Source organism: Rubrivirga halophila (assembly GCF_046845755.1).
Lineage (GTDB): Bacteria > Bacteroidota > Rhodothermia > Rhodothermales > Rubricoccaceae > Rubrivirga.
On the sequence record NZ_CP177357.1, the window covers coordinates 1,003,267 to 1,015,591 of the forward strand.

General features: G+C 72.4%; 10 protein-coding genes. 7 read left to right on the forward strand and 3 right to left on the reverse strand.

Annotation, left to right across the window (positions count from 1 at the left end):
* Positions 1–4 precede the first annotated feature (4 nt).
* The 4 genes from ACLIRP_RS04235 to ACLIRP_RS04250 are packed head-to-tail and all read left to right on the forward strand — an operon-like array spanning position 5 to position 4,216.
* Positions 5–1,792 (forward strand): sodium:proton antiporter, encoded by a 1,788-nt coding sequence (locus tag ACLIRP_RS04235; protein ID WP_412062714.1) that lies wholly within the window; start codon positions 5–7, stop codon positions 1,790–1,792.
* Between the two features lie 3 nt (positions 1,793–1,795).
* Positions 1,796–2,104 (forward strand): 4a-hydroxytetrahydrobiopterin dehydratase, encoded by a 309-nt coding sequence (locus ACLIRP_RS04240; RefSeq protein WP_412062715.1) that lies wholly within the window; start codon positions 1,796–1,798, stop codon positions 2,102–2,104.
* A gap of 48 nt (positions 2,105–2,152) precedes the next feature.
* On the forward strand, positions 2,153–3,631 hold the full coding sequence (locus tag ACLIRP_RS04245; protein WP_412062716.1) for an NADH-quinone oxidoreductase subunit N: 1,479 nt from the start codon (positions 2,153–2,155) through the stop codon (positions 3,629–3,631).
* A gap of 36 nt (positions 3,632–3,667) precedes the next feature.
* Positions 3,668–4,216, forward strand: coding sequence for a hypothetical protein (locus ACLIRP_RS04250; protein ID WP_412062717.1), 549 nt, complete (start codon positions 3,668–3,670; stop codon positions 4,214–4,216).
* A gap of 77 nt (positions 4,217–4,293) precedes the next feature.
* Here ACLIRP_RS04250 and ACLIRP_RS04255 read toward each other — a convergent pair whose 3' ends face one another.
* The 3 genes from ACLIRP_RS04255 to ACLIRP_RS04265 all read right to left on the reverse strand — a co-directional run bounded on the left by ACLIRP_RS04255 (position 4,294) and on the right by ACLIRP_RS04265 (position 8,155).
* Positions 4,294–5,247, reverse strand: a complete 954-nt coding sequence (locus ACLIRP_RS04255; protein WP_412062718.1) for a T9SS type A sorting domain-containing protein — start codon at positions 5,245–5,247, stop codon at positions 4,294–4,296.
* Between the two features lie 94 nt (positions 5,248–5,341).
* Positions 5,342–7,399 carry an alkaline phosphatase family protein gene (locus tag ACLIRP_RS04260; protein ID WP_412062719.1) on the reverse strand — a complete coding sequence of 686 codons (2,058 nt, stop codon included), beginning with the start codon at positions 7,397–7,399 and terminating at the stop codon, positions 5,342–5,344.
* 3 nt (positions 7,400–7,402) lie between these two features.
* Entirely contained in the window at positions 7,403–8,155 is a 753-nt protein-coding gene (locus ACLIRP_RS04265) for a sulfotransferase family protein (protein ID WP_412062720.1), read from the reverse strand.
* 56 nt (positions 8,156–8,211) lie between these two features.
* On the opposite strand from ACLIRP_RS04265, the gene ACLIRP_RS04270 reads away from it, so the two are divergent.
* From ACLIRP_RS04270 to ACLIRP_RS04280, 3 genes are all read left to right on the forward strand, one after another.
* On the forward strand, positions 8,212–8,832 hold the full coding sequence (locus ACLIRP_RS04270) for a superoxide dismutase (RefSeq protein WP_412062721.1): 621 nt from the start codon (positions 8,212–8,214) through the stop codon (positions 8,830–8,832).
* 140 nt (positions 8,833–8,972) lie between these two features.
* Positions 8,973–11,747, forward strand: coding sequence for a GH116 family glycosyl hydrolase (locus ACLIRP_RS04275; RefSeq protein WP_412062722.1), 2,775 nt, complete (start codon positions 8,973–8,975; stop codon positions 11,745–11,747).
* Between the two features lie 46 nt (positions 11,748–11,793).
* Positions 11,794–12,324, forward strand: coding sequence for a GNAT family N-acetyltransferase (locus ACLIRP_RS04280; protein WP_412062723.1), 531 nt, complete (start codon positions 11,794–11,796; stop codon positions 12,322–12,324).
* Position 12,325 lies beyond the last annotated feature (1 nt).

Consider the following 12,325-nt stretch of genomic DNA (forward strand, 5'->3'; position numbering starts at 1 on the left):
CGCCATGCCTCGGATCGCCCCGTTCCTCGCGCTCGTCCTGGCCCTGCTGGCGTCGCCTGCGCTCGCGCAGGACGCCGTGGACCAGCCGACGCCCGCCTCCGAGGCGCCCCCCGCAGCCGTCGAGGCGGCCGAGGAGATTCAGGAGACGCCGCCGAGCGTCGAGGCGCTCGGCATCGGCGACGACGCGGCGGCGATCGGCGCGGCCGGCGAGATCGCCGACGAGGCGCACGGCGACGGCGAGGGCCACGGCGAGGACGGCGGCAGCCACGGCCCGCTCCCGCCGGTCTGGCTCGTCATCCCGTTCGCCCTCCTGCTGGGGATGATCGCGACCGGCCCGCTGTTCTACCCGCACTTCTGGCACCACCACTACCCCAAGGTGGCCGGCGGGCTCGGCATCCTGGTGGCTGTGTACTACCTCGCCGTTTTGAACAACGGGACGCCCATCCTGCACGCGGCCGAGGAGTACTTCGCCTTTATCGCGCTCCTGGGTTCGCTGTACGTCGCCTCGGGCTGCATTCTGATCAAGACGGACTACGCCGGGACGCCCAAGGCGAACGTGATCCTGCTCTTGGTCGGGGCCGTGCTGAGCAACTTTATCGGCACCACGGGCGCCTCGATGCTCCTGATCCGCCCCTTTATGCGGCTCAACGCCGGGCGGCTAAAGGCGTACCACATCATGTTCTTCATCTTCATCGTCTCGAACGTCGGCGGGGCGCTGACGCCGATCGGTGACCCGCCCCTCTTCCTGGGCTTCTTGCGCGGCGTCCCGTTCTTCTGGACGGTCGTCCACATCTGGTACATCTGGCTGCCGACGGTCCTGCTGCTGGCGGTCGTGTTCTACGTGATCGACAGCCGCAACAAGGACGTCAGCCTGCGCGGCGCGGCCGAGGCCAGGGGAGCGGACGTGGTCCCCGGCGACCTGCCCGGCGTCGACGCCGTCCCGGAGGCCCCGGGCGTGCAGGACGTCGACGACATCCACGCCGACGAGGCGACCATCGACCTGACCCAAGGTGGGGCCAACCCCAAGCAGCTCGAGATCGAGGGGAAGGTGGGCTTCGCCTGGCTCGCGGTCATCATCGCGGCCGTCTTTATCGACCCCAAGGTGATCCCCTCGCTCAGCGGCACCGCGATCGACCTCCACCACTTTGGCGTCCCGTTCGGGATCCGCGAGGTGATCATGGGGCTCGTCGCGTTCGGCGCCTACAAGACGGCCGACCGCGCGATTCTGACGGGCAACGATTTCAACTTCGAGCCCATCAAGGAGGTCGGCTTCCTGTTTATCGGCATCTTCCTGACGATGCAGCCCGCGCTCACGCTCATCGGCGCGTTCGCCGCCGAAAACGCCGACGCGCTCGGCGTCTCGGCGTTCTACTTCGGGACCGGCATCCTGTCGGGCGTGCTCGACAACGCCCCGACGTACGTCAGCTTCCTGTCCGCCGCGATGGGCAAGTTCGGGATGGACGTCAACGTGCCCGAGATGGTGACGGCGTTCTCCGTCGACGGGACCGAGGCGTTCTACCTCCAGGCCATCTCCGTCGCGTCCGTCTTCTGGGGTGCGCTGACCTACATCGGCAACGGGCCCAACTTCATGGTCAAGGCCATCGCCGAGTCGAGCGGCGTCGACACGCCGTCGTTCGTGGGCTACATGGTGAAGTACTCGCTCCCGATCCTGGTCCCGATCTACATCGTGGTCTGGTTCGTGTTCTTCTCGGGCTACGTCGTCCCGCACCCGCCGGACGCTGCGGCCGCCGCCGCTGTGATCGAGTCGGCCGGCGTCCTCCTCCGGTTCTAGCCGATGCCCGCCCGTACGCCGCTCTCCGACGCCGCCATCGACGCCGCCCTGCCCCCGGGCTGGCGCCGTGAGGGCGACGCGTCGGGCAACCGGATCGTCCGCGACCTCGCGTTCCCCGACTTCCGGGCCGCGTTTGCGTTCCTGACGCGCGTCGCGTTCGAGGCCGAGGCCATGGACCACCACCCCGAGATCCGCAACGTCTACGGCGACGTCTCGCTCGCGCTCGCGACGCACGACGCGGGCGACCGCGTGACCGACACCGACCTCCAGTTTGCCGCCCGCGTGAACGAGTGGGCCCCGGCCGCCCGCTAGCGCCGCCCCGTTCCGCCACCCGCCCCATCGGACTCCCGTCCACTCTCGATGTACGACTCCTTCCCCGCTGACCTCGCCGCGACCGGCCCCATCCTGCTGGTGGCCCTGCTCGGTGTGATCGTCGTCGTCCTCGACGCGTTCCGCAACGACGACGCGATGATCCCCTGGGTCGCCGGCCTCGGCCTGGCGGCGGCGGCGGTGTGGACCGGTTTCCAGGTCGGCGTCAGCGGCACCGCCTTCGAGGGCGAGGTGTACGTCGGCGGGGCGGCGGCGGTCGCCAACCTCGTCGTGCTGATCGGCGCCGTCGGCAGCCTGGTGCTGACCGTGCCCTACCTCTCGCGCCTGGGCCGCAACTACGGCGAGGTCCACGCCCTCATCCTGTTCGCCACGGCCGGCATGATGACGCTCGCCAGCGCCGGCAGCCTGGTCACCCTCTTCGTGGGTCTGGAGACGATGTCGGTCTGCCTCTACGTGCTCACGGGTCTGGTCCGCGAGGAGTCGACGGCGAACGAGAGCGCGCTGAAGTACTTCCTGCTCGGCGCCTTCTCGACAGGCTTCTTCTTGTACGGCCTCGCGCTCCTGTACGGCGCGACGGGCACGATGCAACTCGCGGAGCTCGCGCCTGGCGTCGCCGCGAGCGGCCAGACCGGGCTGTTCCTGGCCGGCGTCGGCCTGCTCCTGGTCGGGTTCTTTTTCAAGGTGTCCGCCGTCCCGTTCCACATGTGGACGCCCGACGTGTACCAGGGCGCGCCGACCTCGCTGACGGCCTTTATGTCGACGGCCTCGAAGGCCGCCACGTTCGCCGCGCTCGCCGTCGTGCTCGCGCGCGCGCTCCCGCCCGACCTGGTCGACGGCACGGTCCAGCTCACGCTCGCGATCGTCGCCGCCATCACGATGGTGGTCGGCAACGTCGTGGCGCTCGTCCAGTCGAACGTCAAGCGGATGCTCGCGTACTCGTCGGTGGCCCACGCGGGCTACATCCTGGCCGGGCTGGCAGCCGGCGTGGTCGGCTACAGCGCCGCCCTGTTCTACCTGCTGGCGTACACGCTGATGAACGTCGGCGCCTTCGGCGTGATGGGCGCGCTCGAGTGGGACTCGGAGCAGGGCGCCGACCAGGACCTCGACAGCCTGGCGGGCGTCGGCTACCGCAAGCCGTTCCTGGGCGTCATGATGGGCGTGTTCATGTTCGCGCTGACGGGCTTCCCGCCGCTCGCGGGCTTCATCGGCAAGTACCTCGTCTTCGCCGCCGCCGTCGACGCCGGGCTGACGTGGCTGGCGATCGTCGGCGTGCTCGCGTCCGTCGTGTCGGGCTACTACTACCTCCGCGTGCTCGTGGTGATGTGGATGAAGAGCCCGGACGAGGCGCCCGCGAACGCGCAGCAGCCGTTCCCGGTCGGCCGCGCGACGGCCGCCGTCGTCGCCGTGTGCGCCCTCGCGCTCCTCGTGCTCGGCATCCTGCCGGGCCACGTCATCGACCTCACGACGGCCACGTATGCCGTCGACGCCGTCGCCACGACGCTCCCGTAGCCGGGACCCGCGCCCGACGGCCGGCGTCCCACGGGCATGACCGACCTGTTGCGCGAGTACCTCCCGACGGCCCCCGACCTCGGGCTCTACGTCACCCCGGACATCCCGCCGGCCAAGCTCCGCGCGGCCCTCGCCGACTACGCGCCGGACGTGGATGAGGCCGACGTCGTCGCCCTTTTCGACGCGACGCGTCTCGGGTCCGCCAAGGACGGCGCCGTGTTTCTGGCCGACCGGTTCGTGTTCCAGAACAACGACCTCCAGGCCGCCCGGACGGTCCGATACGCCGACATCGTGGGCGTCCGCGCCAAGCGCAAGCTCTTGGGGGGAAAGGAGGTGCTCGTCGACCTCAACCGCGCGCGCGCGACCGTCACCGAGACGCTCGACTTCTCCGCGCAGGCGGGCGCCGCCGAGTACGTCGAGCGGTTCCTGCAGCAGGTGCTGGTCGCCGCCCCGCGCCCCGCGCCCGACCCGACGGCCGACGGCGCGACGGACGTGCGCGCCGTCGAAGAGGCCCTCGACCGCTTGGTGGCGCTCGGGCGCCTCTCGGGCCTCGACCGCCAGCGGATGCTCGACGCGCTGGCGTAGCGCTCGCCGAAGCCCCGAAACGAGCGACGCCCGGCACCACGAGGGCGCCGGGCGTCGACCGTCGTGCCGTCCCGAGGTTATCGGACGACCGTGACCGTCCGCGTCGTGTCGAACGACTCGCCGACCACGCGGACGACGTAGATGCCCGTGGGCAGCCCGTCGGAGACGAAGGCGATCTCTTTGTCCTGGCCGCCGGCGATGGCGCCGTCGTGGAGCGTCCGGACCGTACGGCCGAGCGCGTCGACCACGTCGACCGTGACCTGCTCCGTGCGGGCGACGGTGACCTCGAAGGTCGAGCGGCCCGTGATCGGGTTCGGCGCGACCGGCGTGAAGGCGTAGCCCTCCGCGAGCGCATCGGGCTCCGTGGCCGTCGGCGGCGGCGGCGGCGGCGGCGGGGCCGCCCCTTCGTCGCCCGCGTTGATGGGGAAGTCGGGCGTTTGCTCGAAGGCGAAGCCCTTCAGGCGCGCCTGCGTGGAGCTGGCGACGTCCATCTTGATCCACGCAAAGTGCGTCGACGCGCTCGGGGTCCCCGCGTTGGCGGTGAAGCGGACGCCGATGTACTTGTCGGTGACACCGCCCTGCCAGCTGCCGTACGGGGTGCCGTTGAAGGAGCTGGTGAGCAGGAAGTCGTCGCGGTTGCCTGCCGAGCCGACGTTCGTGTTCTGGATCGTGTTCGACCCCGAGATCGCCTCGCCCATGTCGAGCGGCGTGGCGTAGAAGTAGTTGTAGTTGGTGGTCACGGGGCCCATGCCGACCACACCGGCGCCGTTGGATTCATCGGTGAAGATGAGGGCGCGGGTGAAGCCGGCCCCGGGCGAGTCGAGCACGAGCTGCGCATCGACGTTGCCGTCACCGTCGAAGTCGAAGTCGCGCGTGGAGCCTGTCGTGAGGGGCTCGTCGACCTCCGTGTGGGAGATCTGTGCGTCGGCCGCCACCGGGGCGAAGGCGAGGAGGGCCCCCGCTGCGGCTGCGGAGTACGCGGCGAGCCGGTCGCTGGAGGGCGAATCCGGAAGGGAGTAGCGAGTGTTCATGCTGGAGGAGGGAGGGAGGACGGAGGGTACGCCGCGCGGCGGCGTCGTGGCAACTCAACAATCGAGAAGTGCCGGGTGCCGCGCGGCCCGCTCGCTACCGCCCGGGCCGCTCCCGGTCCTCCGGGCGCTGGGCGACGGAGCGGGCGTCGGCGCTGGACGGGGCGCCAGCGAGCAGGCGAGCGGCGTCGACCGGGCGGTCGAGGTGGTCGCGGTACACCTCGGCGAGCAGGAACCGCGCCGAGGCCAGGCTCGGCCGCTGCGCCAGCGCGAGCTCGAGCGCCTGGGCAGCCGGGGCGGGCTGGCCCGTCGCGAGCAGGGCTTGCGCCAGCGTGTAGTGGCCGGCCGGGTCGAAAAAGCGGAGCGCGAGCGCGTCCAGCATCAAGTCGCGGGCGGCCTCGGCCCGGCCCGTCAGCAGGAACACGTGGGCGAGGAGCCGGAGCGTGGGGGGCTGCTCGGGGTCGGCCGCGAGCGCCCGGTGGAGTACGGCCTCGGCGTCGTCGAGGCGCCCGACGGCGAGGTAGGCCTCGCCCAGCGTGCGGAGGAACGAGCCGGTCGTCCCGCCCACCGACGCCGCGCGTTCGAGCAAGGCGATGGCCGCGTCGCCCTCGCCGCGCGCGAGCCGGAGCCGCCCCCGGACGAGGTCGAGCCCGGGGACCGGCCGGTCGGGGGCGAGGCCCCCGTCCCGGACCGACGCTTCGAGGGCGTCGCACAGCGCGAGCGCCTCGTCGACGCGGCCGAGCTGCTCGTAGGCCTGCAGGAGCGTGAACCCGTAGCGCTCGGCCCGCACCTCCGCCCAGATCGGCTCCACGAGCCCGACGGCCTCCTCGGGCCTCCCCTTAGACAGGTACACCCGGGACAGGTAGTACGCGGACTCCTGCCGGCTGACGGCGGCCGTCACCGTGCCGTCCTCGTCGGGGGCGTCGACGTAGCCGAGCGCGACGAGCTGGTCCATCGCCGCCTGGTCGGCCCAGGGGTCGCTGTCGCCAGCGTCGAGGCGAGCGGCGTCGCCCGGGACCGCCTCCCAGCTGGGGATGCGGTCGACTGGGCCCTCGTCCTCGAAGATCGGTGTCAGCACCCGGCCGTCCATGTCGTCGCCGACGGGGAGCCCGAGGATGGTCAGCAGCGTCGGGGTGATGTCGAGCAAGCTGGCGCCGTAGACCGGCTCGCCGGAGCGGAGGCCCGGGCCGGCGGCGATGAACACCCCGAAGTCGCGGTGCTCGGCGGCCGGCCCCGCCGGCTCGTCCGGAGTCTCGGGGATCCGCCGGGCCCCCGACTCGAAGCCGTGGTCGGAGACGAGCACGACGGCCGTGTCGTCGTCGACGAGCGCGAGGAGCCGGCCGAGCATCATGTCGTGGAACCGGTAGATCCCTGCGACGACCTCGTGGTACCGCGCGAACTGGTCGTCGGGCACGAACGACAGCTGCGGCGGGTGGTACGCCATGAACGAGTGGCAAAAGTGGTCGATGCCGTCGAGGTAGAGCGCCGTCACGTCCCACTCGGTCTCCTCGACGGCCCACGTCGCGACCGCGTGGACGGTCGCCGTCTCGGCGAGCATCCGGGCGATGGCGTCGGCGGCCTGCTGCTCGCCGTCGGTCTGGGGCGGCGACTGGGCGAACGACGGCACGAACGGGATCACCAGCTCGGGCGTGATCTCGTCGGGGTGGACGCGGAGCGCCTCCAGGAACGGCGCCAGCTCGGGCGGGTGGACGGCCCCCGGCGTCGGCGGCTGCGGCGCCCAGACCGGCCCGCTCACCCGGTGGAAAAAGTTCGACACCATCACCCCGTCGACCGGCTCGGCGGGGTGGCTCGGCCACCACCCGATGACGTTCGACCGCAGCCCCGACTGGTGGGCGATGTTCCAGAACGCCTTGGCCGTGCGCGACGTCCCGAGGACGGGCTGGACGCCGTCGCCGTCGGCCTTGGGCTGGGTGAACCCGAGGACCCCGTGCTTCTCGGCCGTCTTGCCGGTGGCGACGCTGGTCCAGAGCATCGGGGAAAAGGGCGGGTCCAGCGTCGCGATGTTGCCGCTGACGCCCCGGTCGATCAAGCTCGCGAGGGCCGGGAGCTGGCCGGCGTCGAGGAGGGGGCGGAGGACGTCCCAGTCGGCGGCGTCCCAGCCGATGACGAGGACGCGGCGGGCGAGGCGAGGCATACGTTAGGCGCGCTGACGGTGGAGGGAGCGGTCGACGGCGGCCGCCATGGGGGCCGGGTCGAGGCCTCCGACGAAGGCGGCGACGCGCCGGGCCACGCCGGCCGGGTCGGCGATGGCGTCGGCGTAGGGGATCGAGAGCCGCTCGGCGCCGGGCGTCTCGTCGGCCCAGGCCCGGGCGGCGGCGAGCCGCTGGGCGTAGACGGCCCGGAGCACATCGGGCGGCGCGGGGGTGTGGCCGCTCGCCGTCAGCATGGCGGCCTGCGACGCGAGCACCTCGTCGAGGTCCCGCTCCATCATCACGACGCGGTACCTCGCGCCGGGCGGGAGGAAGGGCAGGAGGGGGGCCACCACCTTGACGACGTGGCCGTCGGCCTCGGGCACCCAGGCGCGGTCGCGCGCGAGCCCCTTGACGCGGGCGTGCTCGTAGTAGCCCCGGGGGTTGCTCGCGTCGGCGGCGCGGGCCTCGTCGGTAAAGGCGGGGAGCCCGCCGGCCGTCAGCATCTGCATCATCATCGAGGTCCCCGTGCGGGGGAGGCCGGAGACCACCACGAGGGCGGCGCCCGCGAGCGCGGCCGGGTCGGGCTCGTGCGTGGGGTCGGCCTCGGTCCGGCCGCCGCCGACCTCGCGCCGGAGCTCCTCGCGCCAGACCGTCCCGCGCGCGGCGCGCCAGGCGACCACGCCGCGCCAGCCGTACGCGAGCAGCCCGAGCGACCCCTCGGGCGGCACATTCGAAAGCGGGGCGTCGGACTCGGGCACGGCGGAAACGGGGGCGGGGGGACTCCGTTGAAGCTAGCCCACTCCCCACCCCGACCATGGCCTTCGAGCTCCCGCCCCTCCCGTACGACTTCGACGCCCTCGAGCCCCACATCGACGAGCAGACGATGCGGATCCACCACGGCAAGCACCACGCCGGCTACACCGCCAAGCTCAACGCCGCCCTCGAGGGGACGGAGTGGGCCGACCAGCCCGTCACCGAGACGCTGGCGAAGCTCGACAGCCTGCCCGTCGACAAGCAGACGGCCGTCCGCAACAACGGGGGCGGTTTCCTCAATCACGGCATCTTCTGGACGATCATGTCGCCGAACGGCGGCGGCGCGCCGACCGGCGAGCTGGCCACGGCCATCACCGACGCGTTCGGATCGTTCGACGCCTTCAAGGAGCAGTTCGAGACGGTCGCTAAGACGCAGTTCGGCTCGGGCTGGGCGTGGCTGGGCTACAGCGCCGAGAACGGGCTCCACCTCCACGGGATGCCCAACCAGGACAGCCCCGCGCTCCACGGCCACGTCGGCATCCTGGGCCTCGACGTCTGGGAGCACGCCTACTACCTCAAGTACCAGAACCGGCGCCCCGATTACGTGAGCGCGTTCTGGAACGTGGTCAATTGGGACGAGTGCGATCGCCGCTACCGCGAGGCCAAGGCGCAACTCGGCTAGGCGCCCGCGCCTCCGATCCGTCGCGCCCCGCCCGGTCCGCCCGGGCGGGGCGCGCGTCGTTTGGGCGAGCCGCGAGCAGCGGACACGACAGGGCCGATTGTGGAAGCGCTTACCTTCCGAGCCCCTCTCTTGACCCCCGGATGCAGCCCCTCTCGTTCGAGTTCGACGTCGAGACCGTCGTCGGCAACGGCCGCTTGATCGCACGCGCGACGGCCTCGGAGGGCCGGTTCGTCTTTGCCGGCCCCGCCCAGGCCTACCGGCTGACGCTCGACGGCGAGCCGCTAGCGGACGCCCGCACGGAAGTGCGCCCCGGCCGCGTCCGCTACCAAACGCCGCGCGGGGCCGCCACGCTCGCGGCCCAGCCCGACGCCGTCGTCTACGCCGTGCTCGTCGAGGGCGCCGGGACGTGGACGCTCGCGCTCGACGGGGAGGGGGAGGGCGTGGCGACGGCCTGGACGCCGGACGGCGCGGCGTCGTCGCCCCGCGAGCGCGTGCCCGCCGACGCCGACGATCAGCGGACGCTGACGCTCGCCGAGGGCGGCCGCGGCGCGTTCCTGCTCGGCGACGCCCACGCCATCGCAGCCATCGCCGACCCGTTCGACGCCGTCGAGGCGTGGGCCGAGCGGACGGCCGGGCGCGGCCTGCGCCTGCGGACGCCCGCGCCCGACCTCGACCGCGCCGTCGAGTTCGCCAAGGCACACCTCGTCTTGGGCTACGACTGGAATCCCGACGCGACCGGCGCGCCGGGCGGCGAGGGGTCGAAGCTGGTCTGCGACGTGTTCCGCTGGCGCGACGTGTGGAGCCGCGACTTCGGCTCCGGCTTCGGACCCGGCGGCGTCGCGGCCGGCCTCATCGACCCCGTCCTGGCAACGCTCGACTACGAGGCCGAGCGGTACGGTGCGCACCCGCCGGCGGGCCTCAAGGTGTCCGACGACACGAGCCAGGGCGGCTCCGCCGAGGCGCTTGGCTGGGTGCTCAAGCTGGTCTGGCGCGTCTACAAGCACACGGGCGACCGGGCGTGGCTCGCGCGGATCGTGCCGGCGTTCGAGCCCTGGGTCGAGGAGTGGATCGCGCGCGACGCCGACGACGACGGGCTCGTCGCCGACGTCACCGAGTGGATGGACCACAGCCGCTTTCTGCGCCTGCCCGAGGGCCAGCGGACGCTGTACTCGAACGTCCTGTACTTCGCGGCGCTCCGCCGGATGGCCTACCTCTGCGACGCGCTCGGCCGCCCCGCCGACGCCGAGCGCTTTCTCGACTTGTCCAACCGCTCGCGTCAGTCGATCCACGACGCGTTCTGGAACGAGGCCGGCTACTTCGACAACGCCGTGATGTGGGGCGTCCCGGACACCGCGCTGATGCTGGCCGACAACGCGCTGGCGGTCGTCGAGAAGGTCGCCAGCCGGAACGAGCGGTACCGGACGCTGCGCGCCATCCGCGAGCGCCTCTGGCGCACCTTCGGGACGGTCACGGTCGACCCGCCGATGCGCTACCTCGACGCCGACAACGACCACAACGGCAAGGTGTGGCCGTGGTGGATGGCGCTCGAGGCCAAGGCCCGCTTCCAGGCCTTCGACGCCGAGGGCGGCCTGCACGTGCTGGGCAAGATCGTCGACACCTTCGCCCGGCCCACGCTGCCGGGCCTGTGCGAGGAGTACCTCGAGCCCGACACCGGCGAGCAGGACGACGTGGTCGGCCACGCCTTTATCACCGGCTCCGGCGCGCTCTTGGACGCCGTGCAGTACGGGATGCTGGGCCTGAGCGTCCGCGAGCCCGGCGAGCGCACGATCCGGCTCGCGCCCGCCGTCCCCCGCGACTGGGAGACGTGGGGCGCCGACATCGACCTCGTCGCCGGGCGCCTCATCCTCGACCAAACCGACGACGGGCTGACGGTCGCGCTCGACGCCACGAACGTCGAGACGCTCGAGCTCCGGGTGCCCCCGCGCGAGGCCGTCGAGCGCGTGGTCGTGGACGGGGCCGAGGTGGAGCCGGAGCGCGTCGAGGACGGCGCCAGCCTGATCTTGCGAGTCACGCTCTCGGCCGGCCAGCGGCACACCGTCGAGATCGCGTACGCGGCGCAGCGGGTGTGGAACGGGAAGCTGGCGATGCCGCCGCTCCCGCCGCCCGCCGTCGTCGCCCGGCCGCACCTCATGGACGACCCGCGCCTGTTCGCGCCCGTCTTGCAAGACTTTGTCCGATCGACGGCGAAGTATTTCGGCGCGGTCCACCACATCCGCGTCGACGAGATCGACGGGCTGGCGGGGGAGGGCGACTGGCTGATCCTGGTCGGCAACGAACTGCCGTACCGCACGAAGGACGGCGCCCTGGTCCCCGACGCCATCGACGGGCTGCTCTCGCGCGGCGGGTCGATGCTGCTCCTGGGCCCCCGCTTCCCGCGCATCGACATCACGGCGCACTACCACCGCGGCGCGCAGATGGGCGAGCAGGCCGGCATGTTCTGGTGGAAGCTCTGGGAGGACGGCGTCTGGCGCGACTACAGCCCCCGCCTCGACCAGACCCTCGATGCGCCCGCCCCGACCGGGACGGTCTACTGGGGCGACGGCCCGCTCTTCCGGCCCTGGGAGCACGGGCTCGGCCTGTTCGGCTTCGAGACCGACGCGCGTGGCGTGTTCGACGTCGACGGCGAGGTGGTCGTCGACGCCGAGCACCCGGTCGGGGTCGTCTATACCGACTGGGCCGTCCGCAAGCCGTGGTCCTTTACCCCGCTCGCGTTCACCCAGCGCACGACGCCGCTCGTAACCGGCCCGCGGACCGAGCGCTACCCGTGCGCGGCGCTGCTGGCGAACGCGGACACGGGCGCGCGGATCGTCGTCGTGGCGCCGTCCGTGTGCTCGCGGCCGGATCTCTTGCACGAGGTGCTCGGCCACGTCGCCGTCCCGAGCAAAGCGGGTTGAACCCGGCCCGGGGGCGTGAGAGCTTGCGGCTCCGCCCCGTGCCGCCATGTCCACGCTCCGCACCGCTCGGCCCGACGACGTGCCCGCCCTCGCGGCCCTGATCGGGCGGTCGGGGCGCGGGCTCCGCGACGGCTACACCGAGGCGCAAGCGGCGGCGCTGACGACGCACGTCTTCGGCGTCGACTCCCAGCTCGTCCGCGACGGGACGTATTTCGTCGTCGAGGACGGCGGCGCGATCGTCGCGTGCGGCGGGTGGAGCCGGCGACGGACGCTGTTCGGCGGCGACCAGGCGAAGGCCGGGCCGGACCCGCTTCTCGACCCGACGACGGAGCCCGCCCGCATCCGGGCCTTTTTCGTGGACCCGGCGCAGGCCCGCCGGGGGCACGGCCGGCGCCTGCTGGCGGCGTGTGAGGACGCCGCGCGAGCGCACGGCTTCACATCGCTGGAGCTGGTGTCGACGGCGCCCGGCGAGCCGCTGTACCGGGCGGGCGGATTTGAGGTCGTCGAGCGGTTCGCGCTGCGGCTGCCCGGAGGCGTCGAGGCGCCGGTCGCCCGGATGCGCAAGCCGCTGGGATAGG

What these genes read in the sequence shown, in the direction of transcription:
- ACLIRP_RS04245 (WP_412062716.1), top strand. Translation starts at nt 2,153, where the DNA reads ATGTACGACTCCTTCCCCGCTGACCTCGCCGCGACCGGCCCCATCCTG.
- ACLIRP_RS04250 (WP_412062717.1), top strand. Translation starts at nt 3,668, where the DNA reads ATGACCGACCTGTTGCGCGAGTACCTCCCGACGGCCCCCGACCTCGGG.
- ACLIRP_RS04240 (WP_412062715.1), top strand. Translation starts at nt 1,796, where the DNA reads ATGCCCGCCCGTACGCCGCTCTCCGACGCCGCCATCGACGCCGCCCTG.
- ACLIRP_RS04275 (WP_412062722.1), top strand. Translation starts at nt 8,973, where the DNA reads ATGCAGCCCCTCTCGTTCGAGTTCGACGTCGAGACCGTCGTCGGCAAC.
- ACLIRP_RS04235 (WP_412062714.1), top strand. Translation starts at nt 5, where the DNA reads ATGCCTCGGATCGCCCCGTTCCTCGCGCTCGTCCTGGCCCTGCTGGCG.
- ACLIRP_RS04255 (WP_412062718.1), bottom strand. Translation starts at nt 5,247, where the DNA reads ATGAACACTCGCTACTCCCTTCCGGATTCGCCCTCCAGCGACCGGCTC.
- ACLIRP_RS04280 (WP_412062723.1), top strand. Translation starts at nt 11,794, where the DNA reads ATGTCCACGCTCCGCACCGCTCGGCCCGACGACGTGCCCGCCCTCGCG.
- ACLIRP_RS04260 (WP_412062719.1), bottom strand. Translation starts at nt 7,399, where the DNA reads ATGCCTCGCCTCGCCCGCCGCGTCCTCGTCATCGGCTGGGACGCCGCC.
- ACLIRP_RS04270 (WP_412062721.1), top strand. Translation starts at nt 8,212, where the DNA reads ATGGCCTTCGAGCTCCCGCCCCTCCCGTACGACTTCGACGCCCTCGAG.